Consider the following 23,865-nt stretch of genomic DNA (forward strand, 5'->3'; position numbering starts at 1 on the left):
CCTCAAGGCGTTACAGGACCTCAAGGCGTTACAGGACCTCAAGGCGTTACAGGGCCCCAAGGTTTTATGGGACCTACTGGATCTTTCGCTACAGGTGATTTCTTATTTTTGGTGCAAGGGAATTCAGGAGCTAGCGGAAGTATTTCACTCGGTTTCGGAGATACACTTAACTTTATATCCGATACATTAGAAATTTTGGTAACACCCGGTTCCGCCAATGTGAGAATCGATATTCCGACAGGGTTTGTGGGTGTTACTGGGAATACAGGACCCACTGGACCGACAGGAACTGACGGCGTTATTGGTGCCACTGGAGCTACAGGATTTACTGGAGCTACAGGATTTACTGGGGCTACAGGATTTACTGGGGCTACAGGATTTACTGGGGCCACTGGACCGACAGCGCCTATATTACAAAACTTGGCTCGAGTAAGCTGCGGTACCCAGATAATTGACGTACAATCTCCTATTGATTTTAGTATAGTAAATGGACCTTCTACCATATCCGGGATTTTATTTGATGGTTTCACTGATTTTACTATTATCAGAGAAGGCATATACTTGATGATATATTCTGCAAATATTGATCCAGCTCCGGATATAACAACATTTGGTATATCTATAAATGGCAGTCCTTTCGACATTGCTCCCATGTCTATAGGTACGACGGGCGGAGTACTAAGCACCTCTACAGTTCAACAACTTTCTGTAAACGATGTTATTCAGTTTGGTAATAGATCAGGAGGCATCAGAAGTATTACGAGTGGCAATATTGTTGGGTCTGGTGCTCAGGCAACTATCCTTCGTGTTGCCGATGGAGGAGCACTCTAGTTAGAAAAAATGGAACCATCATAAAATGACATTCCCTTGTAGTAAATCGATAACTTTGCTTCATTTGATAATGAAGATACCTTTTTGCCTGATAACTATACGTTATCAGGCAACTTTTATGATCTCTACTACTGAGCAACCCTATCTCTACCTTCTAAATCTTTCGCTGTCGAGCTGGTGGGCACGTCTTTTTCATCTTTTAACGTTCCAAACACAATATCAAATAGTGGATTGGAGACCCCGTACCAATAGTTCTCATTTTTATAATGGTGCAATAAGTGCGTCTTTTTTAACCATCTTCCAAATGAGGTTCTAGGTTTAAGCGAGACATGTGCAACGTAATGTTTCCATTCGTAGATCAATAGCATAGCTGTTAATCCTATCACAAAGGATGCAGTGAGAGTAAGAGAATTCGTGATAAGAAAAGCCGCAGAGGAAAGTACAATGGCAAAAGGAAGGCTATACCAGACAGGAAGAAATAATAGTTTCAAGTTAGTAGGTTCGACATGGTGGTCATAGTGAAGACGCTTCAACAGCTTTAAGAAAAAGAGATTATTAGGTGGCTTCATATGAAAAAGAAACCGATGCGTAACATATTCTAAAAAAGCATACAAGCCCATTCCGAGAAAAAGTGAGAGAAAGGTAAAAGCATTTACTCCTTGATACAGGACATAGAAACCAAAAGCCACTAAAATGACAAGCATCGCCGTGATATCAAAATGAAAAAAAAATTCTCGATATACCCTCTTCATTAGAATCCCTCCATGATTGACCTCAGTCATATGGCTTCAAGAGATTAACATGTGAATATTTCGACTTAACTTACCAGACACACCCGAAAATGGTGACTTTCATATTCTCTGTAGATCTTTTGAATCATGAGCCTGAGTTTGGTTCTCCTAAACCCATTATAATACTTGCCTCAGTATAATACATATTTAACTTATTCTCTCTATCCCATCTCCGATATATATAGTGGCATCCATCCAGCAATCTAGTTTATATTCATAAAATAAAAATTGCTATATAATAGATGATATTTTCTATATAATATAGAAGAAAGTCCTTTACACTATTGAGATTTGAAAGGATGGCACAAATATGATTGATGTCCAAACTAAATGGTCAAAAGTTGACGATTATATTTCAAATCTGCTTGTACAATCGGATCCAGTATTAGAAGAAACCTTAGAAGCAAATGAAAGGGCTGGTTTGCCAGCGATCGATGTATCTCCTTGTCAGGGGAAACTCCTTCACCTACTTGCAAAGCTCCAAGGAGCACAGCACATCTTAGAAATCGGAACCCTTGGCGGGTATAGTACCATATGGCTAGCTCGTGCCTTACCACAAGATGGACGGTTAGTAAGCTTAGAGCTTGATCCTACTCATGCCCAAGTCGCTCAGGCAAATATTGATCGAGCCGGTCTTACCTCCCGTGTAGAGATTCAAGTGGGGGAAGCGTTAGACTCTTTAATCAAATTAGCAGAAGAAAGCCCAGTATTTGATATGGTGTTTATTGACGCGGATAAGCCTAACAACCCTAACTACCTGCAATATGCCCTAAAATTTTCACGCCCCGGAACTCTAATTGTCTGCGATAATGTAGTTCGTGAAGGGGAAGTCATTGACGAAAATAGTAAAGACCCTGGTGTGGAAGGAACTCGCGAATTATTCGATATGATTGCCAAGGAATCTCGCTTAACTTCCACAGCCATTCAAACAGTGGGAGGAAAAGGATACGATGGCTTCGCAGTCATTCTCGTCACTGAGTAAAGAAGGATTTTCCTCCCAAATATATACAAACCAAACCTCCCTCTTATTCTTCATAGGGAGGTTTGGTTTGTATTCAATTCCTGGTTCCTAGATTATTTGTTGTATTCGAATATGCGCATCGCATCTTTTCGAGCCTTGTCCTTATCAGCATCCGATTTTTTAGAATCATACTGGTACACTGCCGACTCCCAATCTCCGTACATCGGATTTGGGAAAACAATAAATTTCTCGCCAAACGATGAACGAACATTTTCTACTGCTTGGTTTCGGTCTTTTACATTTTTTTGATCAAATGCTTGGAAGTCAGATAAATTATCGCCAAAGAATAGGACGATCTCCCGTTCTGCCGTAACTTTCTTTCTCCGTTCGTCTTTTCCTTTTTCATTCTCGCTTTGTAATAAGACGTGATCTGCATCCGCTTGTGGGATTCCCAAATTCTTCATGTTCTTAATAGTGGCCTCGAGTTGATTCTTCTGTTTACGATTCGATATGTAATAAATCGAGACTCCTTTTTCATTCGCGTACTGTAAGAAAGGGACTGCACCAGGTAAAGCTTCTGCTTTGGCTGCTTGAATCCAATCATCCCATTTATACGGATATCCTTTCCCCTCTTTTACTGTCATTGCTTGATACGGACTATTATCCAGCACAGTCTCATCCAAATCTAATACAATCGCAGGCTTTTTCTGTGTTTTCTTTTTCAGAGCTTCATCTAATTTCATCTTCCCAACATTATATCCCTGGTAATAGAGAGCTTTGCTTTCTCCTGCTGTTTGAAACCACACATCCGCCATTACCTGTTGTTCGCTCAAAGCAACTTCTTTCGCTTTCTCTTGTTTGACATCTTGTGTTTGTGTTGGAGTTTGACATCCTACTAGGGAAACAATAGAGAACGCCACTACCATACCTGCTTTCATCATTCGGTTCATTTCTTATCCCGCCCCTCACTACATACTTTTTTATACGTATTTACTATACATCATCTATTTACCTGTGTAAATTTATGGAATATCATTCATCATAGTCACTCTCAATCTCATACTCAACCCGTAAAAAAGGAATCCCAAAAATCCACATTTTATGATGAGCTTCCATTTTCCCAGGTTCTATCTCCCTTACCCAAAATCGCTCTCGCAAGGGTAGCTTCCACGTAGACTTCTTACCAGCTAGATAAATCCCTGAGTCTGAAGAAGACGTCGAGGCTTCACTTGTAATTTGTAGATCACTCCCCTTTTGTTTCCACTCAAGAATCCCAATCATCGCGGAACCTGGTAACGGTAGTGATATATTCATATAGGTCCGTCCCTGGCTTTGGTGGTACGAATACAGTGCTACGAATACAACCTCTTCTCCCACTTTTCTCAGCCAAGCCCGTGGCTTCTCTCGACCATCTAATTCTTCTAGAACAGGCGATATACTACCCAACATCTCAATCGGCTTGCGGGAAATGGGCAAATTCAACTGTTGAAATCGCCTACTAAAGAAGTGATAGATGAAAGCAAATGGAGTAAACCAAGAGTTCCAACGAACCTTGGCCATCAAGCGATAACGCTCCGTGTGCTGGTAAAAGTCCAAAATGGTTGGGGACAGTAGGGATGAATCCACATCAGGTGTAAATAGTTTTACATCATCGACGAGCCCCTTCGGTGTCTTTTCATTTAGATCCACTATCTGCTGACAGATTTCCTCGCCAATTTTCCTTCCACCTCGAATACGACTCATGGGAAAATTCCACCCGGTAAAACGGGATTCTGGAGTATGAGACATCCAGCCCATTAAGCCGAGAAACGCAAAGCCTACACTATTCGTAACTCCGTGGAAAAAAATCATAAAATCAATCGTAATTCGATAAGCTCCCCAAACATTCCCTAGCGCATAAACGAGAGAAAAGAGAATCGAGATTCCTACGGCAGAAAAAGAACTTCGAATCATCCATCTTTGAAAACGATTAGCAAATTTCTCTTGGAAAGAAAGATAAATCAGCCCATAAATTCCAACGATATAAAGTACAACAGAGACTAATTCCAGCCACCTGGAAAAGGTAATCCCTAAAGCTACCATGATCGGAGATACAAAGATAACGCCACATACCAATTTATATAGTATAGATTGAGATTGAATCCTTCTACCAAGTAGACCTGCAAAAATCAAGAGCAAAAACGAAGAATAATGAAAATGAATTCCCGTTAGCCAGCGAATAATCGGAGAAAACCCGGTCTCCACATTCGCTTCATGAGCAAAATACCAAGCCCCGCCGATCCACAGATACATCATTCCTAAATCGATTGAGCATTCTTCTAGATATGCAAAGCCACGCCTAAAAAATCGTGTGAGACCATATAATGACACTACGATCGTAAAGCCTAGATAGATTCCTGCCAGCCATGCATCCCATTTCGTCTGTCCCGTTATATGTAGCATCACAATGGCAAGAAAAGCCGGATATGCTATGTACGGATATACACGTGCAAACCAAGCATCTTTCTCCATGATCAGATGCAAAGCAAGCGGGACAAAAATCAATTGAGCAACAGTCAGTAATAAAAAATACCATGAATGTTCTCCAAAACAGACAGCCAAAGAAAACAAAGCAAGATGCCAGATCATGTGTTTACTTATCTTCATCGATTCGGAACTCTCCTTCGTAAGAAAAAATAACCCCCACCAGAGGATTTCGCACCTCTACCTGAATCGAAAAAACATCTTTTTCTTCTATGTAGGTTTCTCTGACGTTTGCTATGCCCTGCAACCATTTAGGTAATGGAACCTCCCATTTTCCACATACTAACCTCTGCCGATCTGACTGTATATGTAAATCTCCATGCATTCCCACACGAAAAATCAACTCAGAATATAAAATACTGGGTTCCCCTAGGTAATCTTTTACGATTTTCCGATCCGAATCAAAGCTCATGAGTGCATTAAAATATCTTCGTTTCTCATTAAAATAAAAAATACGTTCCCAATGAATCTGTTGGTCTCCATCCCTTCCGGTCCTGCATACATTCGCCAGCGTAAAGGGGATATCATTTCCTTGTTCTGGAAACATCAGTTTACACCTTATTCCTAGTCGAAATAGAGGAGAAAGCCACCATTTTCCTGTTTTGATTTCTCGCATCGTTCCTGATGCATACAATGACCCTTTGGAAATTTCATATCTCTTTTGAAGCATTGGATGGAGAGACTGGAACGCTTCTTCACCTAACATTTGTCTGTAAATAGACATCTTGGTTACCCAGTCCTCCTTCTTTTACAACTACTCGCAGTCGGCACATCATGACTAATCCACAAGCCGATGAGTGATAGTACCCATAGACTTAACTGAAACGTAAGTGGACTAAATGGGTGGAGAATATAGCTTGGACTCGCTATGAATAGCTCTAACATAAAAAAAGGAAATAATAAGACCTGTAATCTAAATAGATTCTTGCGTTTTTTATAAAATATCCAACATAATCCCAGTGAGACTTCCAAAATCCCCAGTGATATCAACAGGCCTTTAGCCGTCGAAAGATTCATTGGAAAAGCATCCCTCATCATCGAGATTTCTTCTGGATGCATCGCATAGATCTTTGGAATAAGACCATGGAAAATCCAGACCCCGCTAAACAAGATCGTCATAAGCCAGTAGCTGAAAAACCGAATAAATTGACTGGCTGGACTCTCCCCCTTTTCAATCCATTTCTTTAATACATCAAAGCTCAGAGCAGTGGCCCATCCTATCATCGGTCTAAAAATAAACCGATCAAACCAACTTCCCAAACGTCCAAAATTGACCTGATAATCATATTGTGTTAGAAACAAGACGGATTCTGGTTGCGGTTGATACTTCCAATATCCCTTCCCCTCTCGGATAATCGAAATCGCTTGATCTGTACCGAAATGCAAAGAGGAAGTTCTAGAACCATCTTCTGCATGAAACTCCCCTACACTCCTGCCCCAACCTTCCACCTTCATTCCAAATCCAATATTCGTGCAATATGTAAATTCTTGAGGTTGACTATCTGCTTGTGGTAAATAAGAAATCGATGAAAATCGAAGGTCCCACTGCTCATGTAAGTAAGGTTCTTGAGTCGCTTTCCAAACTTCTTCGATATCAGAATCAATTGATATCTCAACATAAATAGGTGTATTCTTCACTCTCCTCACCTCTTCTGTATCTTATCACATATTGTGAAAATATGAACAATGAATCACGAATTGCCCCTTCTAGTCGCTTCTATCCGTATACTCAGCAATAGCAGAAGAACCCGGCTTTTCACTGCTAAGAGTGAAAAACCGGGTTCTTCTTTACAGATTTTCTTTAGATTCCACTAGTGTTCATTAATATTACCCGTCAACCATCTGTGTCTTCGATCGTAGGAACGCTCCAACATGTTATGACATACCACTTAGTTCGATCTCAGACAACGACACCGCTTCCGATCCACTTTCCCGTTTACAGTAAGAGGAAGTGCCTCCATTGAACGAAATGTGCAGGAATCATATATTCAGATAATACTTCTTTCAAATATCTAGTTAACTCAGCAATCTGTACTTCTTCATCTACAGCCACATACGCACAAAGAGACGCTTGCCCAGCCTCATCTCGGTGCATCATCACATATGATTCTTTTACTCCTTCATGTGTAATCAACTGCCGGACGATCTCCCCCGGCTCTATACAATAACCACGGATTTTCACCTGATCCTATGTATATACCAAGCAAAAGGCTCATTATACACAGAGCTATCAGAGTTTACATGATAGTTAATGTAGATCAGCCCTTCGGATAAAGGATATTCCTTGATAAGACGGAGTTGACCATGCTTTAATTGCCTCACGATCAGGATTTTCCTGTCTAGGGACCGCAATTATCAATGCACCACTGTTGTCATCAATATCTCATTTTCGATGCACCGTGCAGCATAAGTCGCTAACTTCGTTCCTTTTCCTACTTGATACGATTCAATTGCTTTAATAAGGCCAATCGTTCCAATGGAGATCAAGTCTTCTGAGTCTTCACCTGTGTTCTCAAACTTTTTGGTATTGTAGACACGAAACGATGTCAATGTTTTCAACGAAAATATCTAGATGACCCATGCACGTCACTTCACAGCGAGTATTATCTTCATTAAATGTAAAAATGATTTTATCGACCAAAGTCTGAATGATAGCCCTCTTTTTCACAAACGGAATATCTTCCTCTTGAGCGATCAACTTCTCTAAATAAGTGACTACCTGTTTGGCTTTCTCCTTAGCTTCTTTGTTTTCTTGATTTTCATTTAAACGGCTCTGCAGAGATTGCAGCTCGCTTTTTAAACTCTTACTATCTTTGTTCAAATTACTAAAATCTTCGTACATTTCTTCCTCTGTTATAATCTCACGAACAAACATCGTTTTCACTCTCGCTCTTTCTTTCTCCTTCTCCGCAATTCGTTTTTCCAACGCATCTGCCATCATCTCGATCTGCTCTTGAACGATAGCTGAATTTTGTTCAAAGCGCGATAAGATCGTGTCTCGATCCATAATGGTGCGAAGGATTAAACTCCAGATAAAGTCTTCAACTACCTCGGCTCGTAGTGTTTTCGTACCACACTTATAAACCTCTTCCCCGTATCGTTTCGGGTTCTTATTTGGACAGCGATAACATCTGTATTTCCCCTTCACACCTGTTTGTTTGTCTCTTCTGCCAGAGTAAGTAGTACCGTTCCAAGTCCCCCCACAGTGTCCACATCGAATAAGCCCTTTTAACAAATACTGAAACTTAACATTTCCACTGTTCGTTACGTTACGTTGCCTTTGGGACTGGGCTAGCTTAAATAGTTCCGGATCAATAATGGCTGGAACCTCTGTCTGAACCCATTCGGATCGATCACGGATTACATATGTTTTCTTCGGATTACCGCTCTTTGTTTTCTCCCCTTTGACTTTTTGACACTTTCTTCTGTTATACCAGTACGTTCCAACATAAATTTCACTCGTCAATATACGATTGATAGAGGATTGATGCCAATTGCTACTCTCTTTTCTTTTTGGCGAAACACCCAAGCTGACTAACTTATTTCCAATTTCACGAAGGGTCATGTTTTCATATACGTACCATTCATAAATCATCTTTACCAGCTTTGCTTCTTCACTATTAATAACTAGGCTCGACTCCACTAAATCATAGCCAAACGGAGCTACCCGCATAGGCATGATTTTATTATGCTTCTCGATCGCTTTTAATCGACCCCGGCTCGTTCTTTTCCGAATCATCGCTAACTCATATTGAGCAATCGACGACTGCATATTGAAGAACAACTGTCCCTCTGGAGTATCTTGGTATTCAGCATCACAGAAAATAAGCTTTACATTGTACTTCTCAAATTCACGGCAAACAATCAATTTATCGGTCATATCTCTACTTAAACGATCTGGATGTACACATATCACATATGCAATCCCGCCACTCGCTATATCGTTTCGTAAACGATTCATCTCCGGACGATCAATATCTTCTCCAGAAGCTCCACTCTCTTTATAGATCTCAAACTTAGATAAACCTAGAGAGTAGGCTTTATTTATACACATCTCAACTTGGGCTTCGAGGGATGTTCCTTGGTTTGCTTGTTGTTCCGTTGACACCCTAGCATATAAAGCTACTCTCATCCCCGCACATCCTTCCTGATTCCAACTCCATATACTCCTCTTGAAATACCAGCTGCGTAAAGATATCAATCGCTCTATTTTTTGCATCAAGCGCGCTTCTTAACTCTTCAGTTGATTTCGAATTTTTATCTTTCACATAGACAAAGGTTATCAGAACTTTCTTTCTGGTCATTTGTTACACCGCCTTTGTTATATTAATAAAACGTACGTGTGTTATAGGTTGTACTATCACATTTAGAAAGAGATCTCTATACACTTAAATCAATACGAACCAAAATAAGAGCTAGGACAACAATCCCCTCTGGATCGCTGTCTTAGCCCTTGCCTTGTTATATGAGGAATCCTATGCCAATTCATTTCTTCTCACTCATCTCACGCATCATCTGTTGCCAGACGGTTCCACTTGCTTCTTCCCCGCTTTCGATCCTCTTTAAGGCAATTTGAGCTTGTAATTGCACCTCAAATTCTTCATCGTGAATCGCTTTTTGTAAAGCTGGTATGGCTGTAACATCGCCCACTTCAAACAAATAACGTGCAGCACGCCAACGAACGAGTTTATTCCGATCAGATAGGGCCTTGCACATGGCTGGAATGGCGATAGGATTCCCTAAATCAGATAGCGTGTCTCCAACGGTTCTTCGCACTACTGCCGAAGAGTCTTCAAGTGCTCGCATCAGAAGGGGAAACACCCGATCATCTTCTAATTGCCCCAAGATGACTACAGCTTGTCGTCGGATGGAGGTTTGAGGATCCTCGATTGCTTTCTCTAAAATGTCCAGTCCATCTAGCGCTACTTCCCATTGATCAAGAGCCGCAAAGCGAACTTCCCATTCAGTAGAAGAGAAATCAGCTCTTACCTGCTCTGTTGAAAAAGTAGTTTTCACTTTTTGGTAAACCTCTGGATGCAGGGCAAAATCCACTAGCATGGATAAACGCTTCTCAGAATAAGCCGCTACTAACTCTTCCACCAATTGTGCACCGATCTCCTGTAAATCACCATATCGAGGACTCTGTTCGAGCCATCTCCGTTCATAAACATAATTGGAAACCCCTTTTTGAATCGCCATCATAGATGTGGTGAACCGCTCAGGTAAGCCAAACCGCTTCTCCTCAGTACCTCTGCTTACCTTCACTTGAATCGGAATCCCTTTTAATTTTTGGATCTCAACTTTTACTTCTGCAAATGCTTGATCCGTACGCTGGACCTTCAAATCATCGGCAAGATCTTCCTGCGATCCAAATAGGCGTTGTACATCCGGTAGGATTTGTTTCCAGTCTACTTTTGGATGACGCTCCACACTAATAAAATCAGCTACTTGGAAGATGGCCTTCACACCTTCAACGGCTAGTAGTTTGCGGATATGCTCAGGAGCCGATTGTTCCTGCTCTTTTCGGAAGTTATAGCTAATACCATTTGTAAGCGAAGGTTCAACTATTAACTTCATCACATTCGGACTTGGAGTTGGTTCAATTGCTACGATTTTCATTCCATTCACCCCTTATGTAGGAAAAAGCCTTTGAGTGATTCAACTGATAGGTTCAGATTATAAACTAGCAGTCATGATTCGGAAGAAGGTTTTAATAAGGAACGTGCCTTTCTGCTCCCCAAGCTTTCGTACATCGCTACCATCAAACTCTCTTAAGGTAATAATACCCCATGATATAAAGATAGACAAAAAATCGTTGGCGCATATTCGATCGCTCACTGGTAATACTTAATAAACGACAATGTAAATCCATATGTATAAAAAAATTCGAGGTCATTTAAATATGCTACCCATTAATGAAATCGATCCAAAAGCATTTGTAAATCAAATAGTAAACACCCTTCAAAATCCTCCAGACCTAGTGAATCACGTATTTGTTGTATCGCCGAGTCTTCACGGCCACTGTATTTTTATTGAAACATTAGTAGATAAACATAAGATTGAACATGAATTACTTCACTTCTTAACCGAAGAATCCTTAGACAATGAGTTGCGCTCGTCTCGTGACATCATAAATGTACTAAAATATCGACTCCCGCTTAGCTCTATTAAGGAAACTACAGATTTGAATCACTGTATCCAGAAATTGCTAAGTGGGTGGTGTTTATTGGTTATCGAACACACCAGACAAGTATTACTTCTGGATATATTTCAGGCACCTCATCGAAATGTATCAGAACCATTAATGGAATCCACCGTCCAAGGACCGCAGGAAGGGTTTACGGAAAGCATTGAAATCAATCTGGCTCTCCTCAGAAAACGAGTAAAAAACGTCCATCTGCGAATTGAGCAGTTCATCATTGGTACCGAAACGGAGACAAAGGTCAGATTGCTCTACCTAGAACACCTTGCTCCCGCAGAAGTGGTAGGTGAATTTCGAAAGCGCATCCGTTCAATCGAAACCGATAGTATTTTAGACAGCGCCTATATAGAGGAGTGGATTCAGGATAGAACCATCTCCCCTTTCTCCACTTTGTTAAAAACAGAAAGACCTGATGTTCTAGCGTCTCATCTATTAGAAGGACGAGTAGGTGTACTCGTTGATGGAACTCCAGATGCATTAATGGGTCCCGTTACCTTTTTTCAATTCTTTAGTACACCGGATGATTACTATCAAAGATCTCATATCGCCACTCTTCTTCGGTGGTTACGGATTCTCTCTTTCATATTGGCTATACTCGTACCTTCTCTCTACATTGCGATTCTTACTTATCATCAGGAGCTTCTTCCCCACTCTCTCCTTATCAATCTATCGGCTCAGCGAGAAGGAGTTCCTTTTCCCACACTGCTAGAGGCCGTTATCATGATGCTCACGTTTGAAGTATTGCGTGAAGCAGGTCTTCGGATGCCTCGGATCGCAGGACAGGCTATATCCATCGTGGGTGCGTTGGTATTAGGAGAGGCAGCAGTTGCAGCCGGCCTGGTTGCTGCGTCAATGGTTATTGTCGTATCCATCACTGCTATCTCCAATTTTGTAGCACCGTCTTATAAATTCGGTATCACACAACGAATTATCCAATTTTCCTATATGGCACTAGCCGGATTTATGGGGTTGTTTGGTGTATTGTGTGGCGTACTATTTACTGTCGTACATCTGGCTTCGATTAAATCATTTGGTGTTCCCTACCTCTCCCCGCTGGCTCCTTCTAAATTAAGTGATTGGAAGGATGTGTTTGTGAGGGTGCCTCGTCCATGGATGAAAACATATCCACAAATCACGAGAAAAAGACGAAGGAGAAGAGTATGAAGGAGTTAAAAAAAGGCTTCATGATCGTACTGACAGGCGTCCTTCTATGCTGTACGACTGGATGTTGGGATAAGAACGAGTTGAATGAATTGGCAATCGGTGAGTTGGTAGGGGCAGATCAGGACCCGGATACAGGGAAGCAGATTGTATATTATCAAATTGTAAATCCAGAGGCAGTTGCTGTACAAAAAGGAGGAGGTATCAAGGCTCCTGTTTATACGTACTGTGTTCAAGCCGATAATATCTCGGAGTTAGGAACGAAAACAGCTAATCTTTTACCGAGAAAGCTTTTTTCAGATCACTACCAGGCTGAAATAGTGACGGAACGTTATGCTCAGCAAGGAATGAATTCGTTGCTTAATTTTTTTGAGAAGCAACATAATAGGCGTTCCAATCTTTACCTATTTATTACAGATTCACCTCTCACTGACGTGATGATGACTTACCTCCCGCTGGAACGGCTACCTGGGCGCTCACTACGGTCTATTATTGATATCCAATCCCAATTAACTGGACGTTTAAGCAAAAGGGTACGCGTTAAAGATTTGGTGGAAAACATGGAATCCTCTATGCTGATGGTCATACCCATGATAAGCCTAAGTGGGTCTAGTCCATCTCCCTCCACAAATCGATATGAACAGATTGATGCAAATCAAGGAAACCTCATATTTAGTGGAGGCGCTGTGTTTAAACATGACCGAATGATTGGGAAGTTGAAATTAAACCAAATGAATTATTACTTTATATTAAAAGGGGAGAGTGAGGTGTTTATGGAGTCGCTGACGATACATAACCGCAAAGTGGGAGTTCGAGCCATTAACCCAAAAGTCCGGAGGCGCTTGGAGATTGTTTCTGGTGAGCCAGTTTGGACAGTCGATATCAGTACAAAACTCTCACTGGTGAACAATGAACAACAGGAAGCATTAACATTAGAAAATTTGAAGATAATCGAAGAAAAATTTAAGCAGCAAGTACTTCAGAAAACGACGGAATTCTATCAGGAGTCTATCAGAAGAGGATGGGATTTATTTGGCTTAGAGGAAAAATTCAAATACCAGAGCGGAAAAGAATGGGATGATATGAAAAAAAGGGGTATTGGATGGGATAAAACAAAGATCCACCTATCTATTAAAAGCGAGATTACTGATATTGGTCAAACCATCAATCCGTATATGGGGGGGAAATGATGGAAACAGCTCGAATTAGCACATGGCAATTTTTTATACTAGCACTTGGCTATTTGCTAGGAACTTCATTTTTATTTCGTATAGGAGGACTTATATCCATCGCAAAACAAGATGCATGGATCATTCCCCTATGGGCAGGAGTAGCGGGTGTTCTATTATCCCTTATCTGGATAAAACTCGCTAACTATTATCCAGGAAATAGCATTATCCAGATTTGTATTCAAGTAGCCGGAAAAAGACTCGGGGGATTTATTGCACTATTGTATATTGGATATTTTATACATCTGTCATCATTAATCACTCGAAATCTAGGTGATTTCATGAAAATTAATCTCATGCCACGTACACCTATAACCGTATTTCATGTCATGTTTCTTCTCATTATTTGTTACGCCGTAATAAAAGGAATAGAAACCATTTCCAGATCAACAGAATTTTTGTTTCCTCTCGTTACAGTGACATTTCTCTTTATATTTTTTATTGCCCTGTATGAGTGGAATTGGGATCGATTTCAGGGAATGTTTCGAATGAACATATGGACAACTATGAAAGAGACTAGATCACTATTCGGTTTCCCCTTTATGGAATCTTTTTTATTGGTCATGCTATTTCCATATGTCAGAAGCAGAATCAAAGTAAGTTTTATTCTGGCAAATGTAGTTACTGCATTATTACTCAGTGTGGGCGTGTTTTTCACAATAGGAGTACTCGGTGTGACTCGAGCTTCTCATGAAACGTACTCTTTGTTTGTCATTGTACAAGAGATGCACATAGGCACTTTCTTCGAGCATCTGGAATCGACTATTGCACTTATCTTGCTTATTGTTGTTTTTATCAAGCTAAGCATTACTTATTATTGCGCGGTATCAGGGTTGTGCCAATTGTTTCAAGTAAACAATCGGTCATGGATTGCCATTTCTCTCGTCTTATTCATCTCTGGACTTTCGTTAGGATTTGATAACATTCTGGAAAATATAGTATTTAACAGAGAGTATTACTTTGAATACATGCTACTCTTCGCTGCCATTTTCCCTTTGCTTTTCCTTTTCTTAACTTGGATGAAAAAAAGTAGAGAGAAACGAAAGGTGGTTGGCTCTCAAACATGATCTGGTTCATCCTTTTTATAGCAGTAGCTTTGACAGCCAGTATCTTCGTGATGGTGAAACAAAAAAGAAGTACGAAGGAAATATGGTTGTACGTGTCGATCGTTTTACTCGGCTTCGCTGATTGGATAAGCATTTTCTTAGAAAGGAAGTTTAATCCCAATCACTGGATTGCTAAATTCATTGATTGGATCACTCTATAGGGCTTAGTCACCCTTCAACCCACTACTCACACATAAAGCAAGGAATCCCGATCATGGAATCCCTTGCTTCTGCATTCAAAGCTATAGTTTACTTTTTATTAATCGTAACCATTTCTGATGCTTCTACTCCATTTTTATTCGGAAAATCTTTACTAGGATCCTTATCAAATTTTAATACACCCACAGACTTCTCTTCGCCCTTCATTTTTGTAAATGTTGCTTCGTCAACAATTGCATACATATCAGCATAGAGACGCTCATCTCCGATGATAATATTACCTTCATACTTGAGTTTTGCTCCATCGATTGTAGCATTTTCTACTTTATCTTGAGCAAATAATACACCTTGTTCTGCTGTGATAACCGGTAACTTGTCAATTGCCTTTACATCATGATTGTTATCGATTTTTTTCAATAATGCTTTCTTAACAAGTGCTTCTCCATTTTTCTTAGTTAAGACAAGGACCTTTTTACCTTCTAGCATGGTAAGCTTCGCTGCGTATATATCTGATTCTTTTGCTTCTTTTTTAAATTTACCTGCCATTGCCTCTACTTGATCTTTTGTTCCATATAGTACAAACCCATTTGCTTTTTTTCCAAATAATGAGCAACCGGATAGAACTCCAAGTAAAAGAGCCATTGCTAATCCGATACCAATCCATTTTTTCATTATGATGTCTCCTCACATGTCAAAGATGTAATCCTATTGAAGCTCAGATACTCTTTTCTTTATCTAAGACTTCTTAACGTTATTGTATAGTAAATAAGCATCATGAATGATCGATAAAGCTTACATTATACTTACTTGTTTGTAAGGAAAAAATGGATTGGTATTACCTAAGTGGGCCGATCAACAAGCCCCGTTTATTTATACATGCGCGATAACACGCTCACTTAATTGTCCATCCTTAATCATCAACACTCGGTCACATAGATCAAGGACTCGTTCATCATGAGTAACCATAATGGCAGATTTACCTCGCGATTTCACTTCCTTGGCGATCATTTCGACGATATCTCGACCGCGTTTAGAGTCAAGGCTGGCAGTCGGTTCATCAGCTAGGATCAATTCGGGATCGTTCATCCATGCACGAGCGATGGCAACACGCTGTTTCTCTCCACCCGATAACTGCTCTGGGTAATGGTTTCGACGATGAAATAAGCCCATTTGCTTGAGCAACTGATCTGATTTTTGTTTGGCTTCTTTCTCTTTCTTTCCCGCCAATTTAGACACAAGCAGTAACTGATCTTGTACAGATAAAAACGAAACGAGATTAGAAGATTGAAAAATAAATCCGATTTTCTCTAAGCGCACTTGCGCCATCTCATTTTTAGTAAGTTTCGTTACATCTTGATTATCAAGGAGAAAGCGACCTTCGCTAGGAGAGAGTAAAGCGCCCATAATCGATAATAGGGTACTTTTCCCTGAACCCGATGGGCCGATGATCGCGACAAACTCCCCCGTTTGGACATGGAGGGAAACTTGATCTACTGCCTTAACCAAGGTAGTACCTTCTCCATACCATTTGCTGATATGCTCCAACAAAACTTTTCCGCTCATTACTCCACCCTCCCGATTGCTTCGACTGCATCAATTTTTAAAATCTGATAGAGCGATAATAGAGATCCGATGATTGAAACAACGAAAAACAGTCCTGAGAATAAAGCGATTGTGAAGGCATCTAGTTCGAATGGGACACTGGATGAAATCAAAGCTTGGGCACCGTAGGAAAGCCCTATGCTACACAATATGACCAGTGCAATAATAACTAACATCTGCGCCATTAGACTTCGTGTGAGCTGTGCTGTACTCGCCCCAATGGCTTTTAAAACTCCATACATACTTGTTTTTTGTAGAGTAATAACATAGAAAAACACAGCTTGCACAAAAGAAGCAATAACAAATAAGAATACCATCATCATATTTAATGTACTCTGCTCTTCTTTATATCCTGGGATATTTTGCAAAGCATCCTCTTTCGTAATGATATCGATATCTTTTACTTTGCTTTGTAGTGTACTGACATTGGATGAATCCATTTTTACAGAAATGGCATTATAATAATTTGTTGTTTCGGCAGTTTGCTTGATCGGAATGGCCTGCCAATCATGTAGGTTCATAAACACAACAGGCGAGTGACTATACATCTGTCCCGTTGTAAAACCAACTACCTGCCATCTTTGATCAGTATCAGGGTCCTCTATCCAATCACCTATTTGAATCCCTTTCTTACTAAGAGATTGATCAATAACCACTTCGTTTTTTGTATCATTCCTTAGCCTTTTCCCTTCTATGACTTCAGGGGCTAGAAATCCATTTGCATCAGTAGCAAAGACAGCAATATCAACCTTGCGGTCTGTTCCTTGCTTCACGATCGAAAGCATTTTTTGACCAAATGGTGTTACTTCTCCAGGCTTGGAAAGCTTTTGAATCTCAATCCATTTGTCTTCTGAGATTCGAGATCGATTTAATTTCTTATCTGCATTAGGCTGAACGATAAAATGAGTTGCTTCTATATGTTGAAAGGAAGAAGCATTTTCTGAAGATAATCCATTCGCTAAGCCCGATATAAGGAACACTAACCATGTGATCAGAATCATGATGATACTAATGAGCAAGAAGCGTAGTTTCGAATATTTGATTTCTCTCAGAGCCAGAAACATCTTGATTTCCTCCTCCATCTCGACTATCTGGCTCTATTATAATGAGGAATTATGAACATCAAATGAATAAAAAGTTACATAGGAAGCCTGATGAGAAACTGAGTTCCTTTTCCTTCCTGACTCGTAACCTCAATCGAACCCTCATGCATCTCTACAATCTTCTTGGTAATGGCAAGCCCAAGCCCAGTACCGTGCTCATTTCTGGTCCGCGCTGGATCTACCTTATAAAAACGGTCAAAAATATATGGCAGGTTTTCGCTAGGCATCCCGATTCCCGTATCAGCAATCAACACTTGTACCTCTTTTGTATTAGGATGAGTAGGGCAAATTTTCACGACAACTGTGCCGTTTGGGTCGGTGAACTTTACACTATTGGTAATCAGATTACTCCACGCTTGGTAAAGTAGTTTGGGATCTGCATGAATCATCGTCTGAGGGAGCTCCATCTCAATGGTTAGATCCTTCTCTCTCCATTGCCATTCAGACATAAAGATCACTTGTTTGATCTGATCAGATAGATCAAAAGCCGTTTTCTCTATGGATCCCCCTTCTTTATCTAAGGAGGCGAGGGTTAACAATTGTTTGCTTAATACGGATAGCCGATAGCTTTCACTCTCCACAATCTCTAAATAGCGCTGTTGCTGCTCTCTAGTCAAATCCTCTGTCTGTAAGGTTTTCGTAAAACCTTGAATTGAAGTGAGTGGAGATTGAATCTCGTGTGACACATTGGAAACGAATTCTTGCCTCATTTCATCTAGATTTTTGACACTTTGCGCCATCTGGGAGAAGGTAAGAGCTAGTTTTCCGATTTCATCTTTACGCTGAGTCGGTAAATAGAGATCATACTCGCCCTGTTCTACTAATTTGGTAGCATGTGTTAAATCTCGGATGGGTTTTACCACATAATATGTACTAATCAAAACAAACAAAACACTTAATCCAATAATAAGAGCAATCAGAACCGCAAAAAAGATGCGCATCTCTCCAAATTGGTAACCAATATCAGGGCGGAGAAAGACAGCTTGTTTCTTCCCATCTAATTCAATCGGCATACCAATCGTATTCCGCAATTCATCATCAAAGAAACCCGTTACAAATGCCTCTCTAGGGAACTGTTCGATTCCGTGATATACCTCTCCCTGTAAAACCTGATCAATCGAAGTAGGAGATAAATGATTCATCCGAAAAGGCTTTCCAAAAAAGGTTGGTTCTTTTCGTTCATCGAATAAGGCAATCTGATAACCCAATCGAGAAATATGTTGCAGATATTCATCTAATTGGATTCCAGGATTATCACGATGAAACGAAACAATGGTTTGAGTCATCTGAGTAATCTTTTGGTCATTAAACGATTTTAGCTTAACCTGGTAATAGAGATTACTTCCCAAAAAAGCAACAATACCACTCACTATCATGATACAGATCGTGGTGATGGTAAATCGAGAATAGAGTGTCTTCACTAGGATCTGACCTCCATTTTATACCCAATCCCTCGCACGGTTTTAATAGTAAAGTCGTCTGTCTTAGCTTCAAATCGCTCACGCAAACGCTTTATATGTACATCAACGGTCCGAACATCCCCTACAAAGTCATAGCCCCATACCAATTGAATTAATTCATCTCTAGTAAAAACTCGATTGGGATAACTAGCTAGTTGGGATAATAGTTCAAACTCCTTCAGTGGGAGAATAACAGAGTTTCCCTTACACCGAATCACATAACTTTTGCGATCGATCATCGTTTCGCCAATTGTAATAATGTCAGAGTGAACCATCGAGTAGCGGCGAAGCAATGCCTTTACACGAAATAAAACCTCCCTTGGCTCAAACGGTTTGACGATATAGTCATCCGTCCCACACTCAAATCCTTTTTCTTTATCCTGCAGCTGATCCTTCGCTGTCAGCATAATAACCGGGATATCATAATAATCCCGTATCTCTTTACACAACTCATATCCATTTTTTTTAGGCATCATCAAATCGATAATCGCTAAATGAATTTGCTGTTTCTCTAGAATCTCAATTGCCGTCTCTCCATCTCCAGCTTCCCACACGTTCAGCCCTTCTTTTTGGAGATGAAATCGAACCAGTTCGCAAATATGAACATCATCATCTGCGATTAAGATATGAATCATAGATTTCACCTTTTCCCGCTAATCCTTTTTTCGCTTCTCTTCTATTATATAGAATGCTTGAAGCCTCTCAAAGCTATCCGCCTTGAGAGGCTTGTTTTGTTTCTTTAAGCGATATTAATAACAAATTTTACTGCCTACCGTCCGTTACCATCTTTTCAATATGAGTCTGTTCGTGTTTGAAAGACAGCACCACTATTAGGTAGATAGTACATTCCTGAAGCATAAGATGTCCTAGGATCTAAATCATACACCATCGGAGTAAAACAAAATGTCTGACCATTAATCACTTCCCCATTTCCTCCCGCAGACTCGCAACTGAACTTTTTCCCATCTGTATTCCGGGTTACAAATGCATTGGCTTTCCAAGGCCAAGCGATTGGGTTAAACATCGTGATTCTTGCCCAAGCTGTTTTACACGCATTACTAAATCGCAACTCTACAATACCGATGTTAGTGTTATCGGGCCCCTTTAGATATGAGCTTCTTTTTGTTTCAACACTGCCATCACAATTGCTATAGGAAGGGCTTTTTCCATCAAAATGATGGTTTTCGGCAAACACTTCCAGATTAAATATAAGGCTACCTGTAAACAAAAGAAATAGAGAGAGCAAAAACGTTTTTTTAGCCAAGAAAATCTTCTCCTTTTTTCATTGATAGATCACACTATCAAAATGTGTAATATTTGCAATATTTTGTATTATTAATCAAAACATTGCAACTGTCAAGTATGTACTCACCCTCCATCTTTATTCCCTTAGTATTTCAGTTCTTGCTCAAGATTTCCTCTAATTGATATTGTATAACAATAAATAAAGCAAGCAAGGAAATTCTAGATAGGCTCCTTGCTTGCTTTATACAAATTCTGGATCAACACCTTTTTCTTAAAGATGGCTGCCAGACCCCCCTGAGCAAACTGTTAAATAGAAGGTAATTGATTTTTCAGCTAGCTGGGTGAGAAATCCTAGAAAATCATCAGGATTTCCAGTATCATCATATTTTTGGAGCGCTTCATAGTAAGCTACTCGCTCCTCAACCGGAAGGATAATAGGCGGATAACCTCGCTTCATTAATTCTAGATTCGTAATAAGCCTTGCAGTTCGCCCATTTCCGTCAATAAATGGATGAATACGAACAAAATCACAGTGAAGATACGCAACCTGTTCTAGCGGGTGAAGCGTACTCCATTCCCCGTAATATTTTTGTATCAACTGTTCCATTTGAATAGAAACTTCCCACGGCTGGGGTGGTAAATGGTCTCCAACCGTAACCGGAACACTTCGATAGCGCCCCGCATCATTCGGACGAATACGGTTTAGTACAATTGCATGGATTTGCTTAATCTGAAACTCACTTAACTTCTCTTCTGCTTGAACCAACTCTTCTAAGTATAGAATCGCTTCCTTATGGTCGATTGCTTCCAGATGATCTTTAAGAGGTTTCCCTCCTATAGTCATTCCACTTTCTAAAACCACGCGGGTCTCCATTAAAGAAAGACTATTCCCCTCAATTGCATTCGAATGATAGGTCCAATCCACAATAAATTTTTCTCTAATGCTATTTTCAGTGTCAGGATGAATCTGATTTCTTTGTCTCAATAGCTGCAACTGTTCTCGCATAGAATCCACTTTGGTAAACATAATCTCTTCCCCTTTATCTTGACTACATTCTATCCAACTAAAATAAAACACACAATATTTATTCTTCAATACGCGTTATGATAGAAACATTACCAAGCTAGCTTTCGCACACAGCTTGTCCACCATCACTCCATAAAAATATCCACCCCATTCGATCGAATGATCTTCTTCTCACCGATCAACCCGTTGTTCGAAGCCTTTATTATTCCTAGCTCAAATCCTGATTTAACAATCATTTTTGTACATCGTTTTGTGTCTATATCCTTTTTACAATGTGTGCGACTAGACGAAGGTTATGTTCAATTAATTTATTTCGGGCTTCAGCATCGCCCTCGGCCATAAGCCGGAGACACCGTTCTTCTTCTTGATCGGCTAGTGGTTGGGGAAAAGCGTTATTCTTAATGTACGATACAAAAAGTACCATCTCCCGAATCACTAAAGAGAGCGCAGTCAAGATTCCGGGCATAAAAATCCCCTCCGATGAGATTTTTCTGTTTCATCCATCTACTATATGTATCCGCGCCCAGAAGAGTGTCTCTCTGTGCATGTACATATAAATGGTTTATCCTTTTTATCCCTATGCACATGATCTTTTGTCTTATGTTAAAGCCACTTAATGAAAAATTTTATGAAGTGTAAAATCCTGCGTTAAGGGGTAAATATCCTTACACCATATAAGAAGGGATCAGGATTTTTGTGTCTCCAGGCAGTACCATCTGGAAACGGTATGATCTCTCATACACCTAGCTTCTTTCGTAGTAAATATCAATTTTTCTAGATTTACTACGAAGGAAAAAATACAGGATGAGAATCAAAACTCCCTCGGTTATCTTTTCTTTCGTAGTAAATTTTTTTCTAACTACGAAAAGAGGATACTTGTATGCGGAACAAAATACCGTATCAGAAACTTTGTATCATGTTAATTGGAACATTTTTATTGGCTTTCGTCTATTTTCATATAAACTATCAAAACCAATTAGTAGATGGGGGATTTTTCGGGCTAGCTCTACTAGGAAAATATGCTTTCGGGCTTTCTCCATCGACTACGATTCTTCTCTTAGATATACCTGTTATTTTGTTCATATTACTTCGGAAAGAATGGGAACTCATCATTAACACCTCGATTATAACCATTTCTTTCACCTTTTTTTACAGCCTTATGGAACAATATTCTTCGCTTGTGCTCGATTTGTCCGATATGCTAATTGTCGCCTCGATTCTTTCAGGCTTAGTCACTGGTTTAGCATTGGGTGTCATCTTACGCTACGGTGGAGCAACAGGTGGGGATGAAATTTTGGGGCTTTTATTAAGCAAACGATTTGGACTTTCTATCGGAACAACTCTCTTTATCATGGATGCCCTTGTTCTCTTGCTCTCGCTGCTTTATCTCTCCGTTCCACATGTGCTCTATACGATTCTTGCTGTCGGGATTGCAGGGAAGGTTACTACATGGGTTTATCAGTATAAACGAGTCTTTATAACGTAAGTGGAGGTCACGACAGAAATACGAGCGGAAAACCTCTTCTAAACAACAAATGTTAGAAGAGGTTTTTTTGTATAAATGAATCCAGATCGTTTTTGGGATCGTGGGCCGCAGGATCTACAAAGTGTATCTTATCTAACCAATTAATTATCATAGATTGCACAGCACACCCGCCAGAGATTTGGAATATCAATAGAAGAGCTTATAGAAAAAGGAGGGCTAGCATGTCCCAAGCGAACATACCTAATATTTCACCTAATATCTCCATTACAAGAGCAGATGCAGTAAATCTGCTACTATCATCGATTGCATTAGAAGAGCTAGGACTTAGTCATATTATTAATGCGGAAGGAGAAAAACTCCAATATGTTCTCGGAACGCTCCCTGGAGTATCCTCAGCCTTTCAACCTTCCATTAGCGATCTACTTCTGATTAACAGCAGTGTTCGTGATACGATTAACGTAATTGGGAAGAAAGAATGGATCCTAAATGAGAAGCTAGAAAATGTGCTGAACACAGATGTTACAAGGGGACCCACAGGGTCAGCAGGCGCCACTGGGCCAACAGGGCCATCCGGAGGACCTCCTGGACCTGCAGGGTCTACTGGACCTCAAGGGCCAGCAGGGCCGACGGGCGCGATTGGGGCAACAGGGGACACTGGACCTCAAGGACCGACGGGTCCCCAAGGGACGACGGGAACTTTTGTTACAGGTGATTTCTTATTTTTAGTTCAAGGAAACTCGGGCGCGGACGGCACGGTTCCACTCAGCTTTGGAGATACGCTCAACTTTATATCTGATACGTTAGAAATCACAGTAACGCCTGGGTCTGCCATCGTGAAACTAGAAGTGCCTACAGGCGCTAACGGGGCTACGGGGGCTACAGGACCTCAAGGGGACACTGGGCCTCAAGGACCGACGGGCACGGATGGTGCGGACGGCACTACGGGTCCTCAAGGGGACACTGGGCCTCAAGGACCGAC

The 23,865-nt window shown here is 40.5% G+C and carries 24 protein-coding genes and 2 pseudogenes; 8 read left to right on the forward strand and 18 right to left on the reverse strand.

Annotated elements, in window-relative coordinates:
* Positions 1-831: collagen-like domain-containing protein (locus tag BT147_RS10020; RefSeq protein ID WP_072334526.1), on the forward strand; the 831-nt coding region annotated here is incomplete at its 5' end.
* Positions 832-959: 128 nt separating this feature from the next.
* On the opposite strand, the gene BT147_RS10025 is transcribed toward BT147_RS10020, so the two are convergent.
* Positions 960-1,583, reverse strand: coding sequence for a sterol desaturase family protein (locus BT147_RS10025; protein WP_072334529.1), 624 nt, complete (start codon positions 1,581-1,583; stop codon positions 960-962).
* A gap of 349 nt (positions 1,584-1,932) precedes the next feature.
* Between BT147_RS10025 and BT147_RS10030 the strand changes: the two genes are divergently transcribed.
* Positions 1,933-2,604, forward strand: coding sequence for an O-methyltransferase (locus BT147_RS10030; protein WP_072334533.1), 672 nt, complete (start codon positions 1,933-1,935; stop codon positions 2,602-2,604).
* Positions 2,605-2,696: 92 nt separating this feature from the next.
* Here the strand turns inward: BT147_RS10030 and BT147_RS10035 are convergent, their stop codons facing one another.
* From BT147_RS10035 to BT147_RS10075, 9 genes and pseudogenes are all read right to left on the reverse strand, one after another.
* Positions 2,697-3,524 (reverse strand): 5'-nucleotidase, lipoprotein e(P4) family, encoded by an 828-nt coding sequence (locus BT147_RS10035; RefSeq protein WP_502688566.1) that lies wholly within the window; start codon positions 3,522-3,524, stop codon positions 2,697-2,699.
* Positions 3,525-3,615: 91 nt separating this feature from the next.
* The gene (locus BT147_RS10040) at positions 3,616-5,229 is read right to left on the reverse strand and encodes a YndJ family protein (protein WP_072334539.1); all 1,614 of its coding nucleotides are present in this window, start codon (positions 5,227-5,229) and stop codon (positions 3,616-3,618) included.
* Positions 5,216-5,830 (reverse strand): DUF4166 domain-containing protein, encoded by a 615-nt coding sequence (locus BT147_RS10045; protein ID WP_072334542.1) that lies wholly within the window; start codon positions 5,828-5,830, stop codon positions 5,216-5,218. The genes BT147_RS10040 and BT147_RS10045 overlap by 14 nt, the downstream gene beginning before the upstream one ends.
* Before the next feature lie 5 nt (positions 5,831-5,835).
* A complete protein-coding gene (locus tag BT147_RS10050; RefSeq protein WP_072334545.1) occupies positions 5,836-6,744 on the reverse strand; it encodes a DoxX-like family protein in 909 nt (302 codons plus the stop codon).
* A gap of 298 nt (positions 6,745-7,042) precedes the next feature.
* Entirely contained in the window at positions 7,043-7,240 is a 198-nt protein-coding gene (locus BT147_RS10055) for an AMP-binding enzyme (protein ID WP_072334549.1), read from the reverse strand.
* A gap of 239 nt (positions 7,241-7,479) precedes the next feature.
* Positions 7,480-7,674, reverse strand: a pseudogene (locus tag BT147_RS10060) (sigma factor); the annotation flags it as partial.
* Complete coding sequence (locus BT147_RS10065; protein WP_072334555.1) at positions 7,619-9,238, reverse strand: recombinase family protein; 1,620 nt, start codon at positions 9,236-9,238, stop codon at positions 7,619-7,621. The gene BT147_RS10065 and the pseudogene BT147_RS10060, both read right to left, overlap by 56 nt.
* Positions 9,216-9,410, reverse strand: a complete 195-nt coding sequence (locus BT147_RS10070) for a hypothetical protein (RefSeq protein WP_072334558.1) — start codon at positions 9,408-9,410, stop codon at positions 9,216-9,218. Before BT147_RS10070 ends, BT147_RS10065 begins: the two co-directional genes overlap by 23 nt.
* A gap of 181 nt (positions 9,411-9,591) precedes the next feature.
* Entirely contained in the window at positions 9,592-10,725 is a 1,134-nt protein-coding gene (locus BT147_RS10075) for a virulence factor (RefSeq protein ID WP_072334561.1), read from the reverse strand.
* Positions 10,726-11,008: 283 nt separating this feature from the next.
* Here BT147_RS10075 and BT147_RS10080 point away from each other — a divergent pair, with 283 nt between their 5' ends.
* From BT147_RS10080 to BT147_RS10095, 4 genes are read left to right on the forward strand one after another with little or no spacing between them, the layout of a single operon-like run.
* On the forward strand, positions 11,009-12,472 hold the full coding sequence (locus BT147_RS10080; RefSeq protein WP_286119324.1) for a spore germination protein: 1,464 nt from the start codon (positions 11,009-11,011) through the stop codon (positions 12,470-12,472).
* Entirely contained in the window at positions 12,469-13,659 is a 1,191-nt protein-coding gene (locus BT147_RS10085) for a Ger(x)C family spore germination protein (protein WP_072334567.1), read from the forward strand. Before BT147_RS10080 ends, BT147_RS10085 begins: the two co-directional genes overlap by 4 nt.
* Positions 13,659-14,765, forward strand: coding sequence for a GerAB/ArcD/ProY family transporter (locus BT147_RS10090; protein WP_072334570.1), 1,107 nt, complete (start codon positions 13,659-13,661; stop codon positions 14,763-14,765). Before BT147_RS10085 ends, BT147_RS10090 begins: the two co-directional genes overlap by 1 nt.
* Complete coding sequence (locus BT147_RS10095) at positions 14,762-14,965, forward strand: hypothetical protein (protein WP_072334573.1); 204 nt, start codon at positions 14,762-14,764, stop codon at positions 14,963-14,965. The genes BT147_RS10090 and BT147_RS10095 overlap by 4 nt, the downstream gene beginning before the upstream one ends.
* Positions 14,966-15,053: 88 nt before the next feature.
* On the opposite strand, the gene BT147_RS10100 is transcribed toward BT147_RS10095, so the two are convergent.
* The 8 genes and pseudogenes from BT147_RS10100 to BT147_RS10135 all read right to left on the reverse strand — a co-directional run.
* Entirely contained in the window at positions 15,054-15,635 is a 582-nt protein-coding gene (locus BT147_RS10100) for a lipoprotein BA_5634 family protein (RefSeq protein WP_072334575.1), read from the reverse strand.
* A 198-nt stretch (positions 15,636-15,833) separates the two neighbouring features.
* Positions 15,834-16,526 (reverse strand): ABC transporter ATP-binding protein, encoded by a 693-nt coding sequence (locus tag BT147_RS10105; protein ID WP_072334578.1) that lies wholly within the window; start codon positions 16,524-16,526, stop codon positions 15,834-15,836.
* Entirely contained in the window at positions 16,526-17,629 is a 1,104-nt protein-coding gene (locus BT147_RS10110; protein WP_072334582.1) for an ABC transporter permease, read from the reverse strand. Before BT147_RS10110 ends, BT147_RS10105 begins: the two co-directional genes overlap by 1 nt.
* A gap of 74 nt (positions 17,630-17,703) precedes the next feature.
* Positions 17,704-19,089 carry a sensor histidine kinase gene (locus BT147_RS10115; protein ID WP_072334585.1) on the reverse strand — a complete coding sequence of 462 codons (1,386 nt, stop codon included), beginning with the start codon at positions 19,087-19,089 and terminating at the stop codon, positions 17,704-17,706.
* Positions 19,089-19,763, reverse strand: coding sequence for a response regulator transcription factor (locus BT147_RS10120; RefSeq protein WP_072334588.1), 675 nt, complete (start codon positions 19,761-19,763; stop codon positions 19,089-19,091). Before BT147_RS10120 ends, BT147_RS10115 begins: the two co-directional genes overlap by 1 nt.
* Positions 19,764-19,918: 155 nt before the next feature.
* On the reverse strand, positions 19,919-20,392 hold the full coding sequence (locus BT147_RS10125) for a DUF2690 domain-containing protein (RefSeq protein ID WP_286119326.1): 474 nt from the start codon (positions 20,390-20,392) through the stop codon (positions 19,919-19,921).
* 252 nt (positions 20,393-20,644) lie between these two features.
* Positions 20,645-21,400 carry a Fic family protein gene (locus BT147_RS10130; protein ID WP_072334594.1) on the reverse strand — a complete coding sequence of 252 codons (756 nt, stop codon included), beginning with the start codon at positions 21,398-21,400 and terminating at the stop codon, positions 20,645-20,647.
* 262 nt (positions 21,401-21,662) lie between these two features.
* Positions 21,663-21,866 (reverse strand): annotated as a pseudogene (locus BT147_RS10135) (RNA polymerase subunit sigma-70); the annotation flags it as partial.
* Between the two features lie 414 nt (positions 21,867-22,280).
* Between BT147_RS10135 and BT147_RS10140 the strand changes: the two are divergent.
* Both BT147_RS10140 and BT147_RS15555 read left to right on the forward strand, forming a co-directional pair.
* Positions 22,281-22,886: a YitT family protein gene (locus BT147_RS10140; protein WP_072334601.1), complete on the forward strand. Its 606-nt coding sequence runs from the start codon at positions 22,281-22,283 to the stop codon at positions 22,884-22,886.
* A gap of 221 nt (positions 22,887-23,107) precedes the next feature.
* The coding region (locus tag BT147_RS15555; protein ID WP_177239784.1) for an alpha-helical endospore appendage domain-containing protein at positions 23,108-23,865 on the forward strand (758 nt) is incomplete at its 3' end.

It is taken from the genome of Thermoactinomyces sp. DSM 45891 (genome assembly GCF_900119485.1).
In the GTDB taxonomy this organism is placed as follows: domain Bacteria; phylum Bacillota; class Bacilli; order Thermoactinomycetales; family Thermoactinomycetaceae; genus Baia.

Coding starts and splice junctions, on each gene's coding strand:
- BT147_RS10025 (WP_072334529.1), bottom strand. CDS start 1,583: ATGAAGAGGGTATATCGAGAATTTTTTTTTCATTTTGATATCACGGCG.
- BT147_RS10030 (WP_072334533.1), top strand. CDS start 1,933: ATGATTGATGTCCAAACTAAATGGTCAAAAGTTGACGATTATATTTCA.
- BT147_RS10035 (WP_502688566.1), bottom strand. CDS start 3,524: ATGATGAAAGCAGGTATGGTAGTGGCGTTCTCTATTGTTTCCCTAGTA.
- BT147_RS10040 (WP_072334539.1), bottom strand. CDS start 5,229: ATGAAGATAAGTAAACACATGATCTGGCATCTTGCTTTGTTTTCTTTG.
- BT147_RS10045 (WP_072334542.1), bottom strand. CDS start 5,830: ATGTCTATTTACAGACAAATGTTAGGTGAAGAAGCGTTCCAGTCTCTC.
- BT147_RS10065 (WP_072334555.1), bottom strand. CDS start 9,238: ATGAGAGTAGCTTTATATGCTAGGGTGTCAACGGAACAACAAGCAAAC.
- BT147_RS10070 (WP_072334558.1), bottom strand. CDS start 9,410: ATGACCAGAAAGAAAGTTCTGATAACCTTTGTCTATGTGAAAGATAAA.
- BT147_RS10075 (WP_072334561.1), bottom strand. CDS start 10,725: ATGAAAATCGTAGCAATTGAACCAACTCCAAGTCCGAATGTGATGAAG.
- BT147_RS10080 (WP_286119324.1), top strand. CDS start 11,009: ATGCTACCCATTAATGAAATCGATCCAAAAGCATTTGTAAATCAAATA.
- BT147_RS10085 (WP_072334567.1), top strand. CDS start 12,469: ATGAAGGAGTTAAAAAAAGGCTTCATGATCGTACTGACAGGCGTCCTT.
- BT147_RS10090 (WP_072334570.1), top strand. CDS start 13,659: ATGGAAACAGCTCGAATTAGCACATGGCAATTTTTTATACTAGCACTT.
- BT147_RS10095 (WP_072334573.1), top strand. CDS start 14,762: ATGATCTGGTTCATCCTTTTTATAGCAGTAGCTTTGACAGCCAGTATC.
- BT147_RS10100 (WP_072334575.1), bottom strand. CDS start 15,635: ATGAAAAAATGGATTGGTATCGGATTAGCAATGGCTCTTTTACTTGGA.
- BT147_RS10105 (WP_072334578.1), bottom strand. CDS start 16,526: ATGAGCGGAAAAGTTTTGTTGGAGCATATCAGCAAATGGTATGGAGAA.
- BT147_RS10110 (WP_072334582.1), bottom strand. CDS start 17,629: ATGTTTCTGGCTCTGAGAGAAATCAAATATTCGAAACTACGCTTCTTG.
- BT147_RS10120 (WP_072334588.1), bottom strand. CDS start 19,763: ATGATTCATATCTTAATCGCAGATGATGATGTTCATATTTGCGAACTG.
- BT147_RS10130 (WP_072334594.1), bottom strand. CDS start 21,400: ATGTTTACCAAAGTGGATTCTATGCGAGAACAGTTGCAGCTATTGAGA.
- BT147_RS10140 (WP_072334601.1), top strand. CDS start 22,281: ATGCGGAACAAAATACCGTATCAGAAACTTTGTATCATGTTAATTGGA.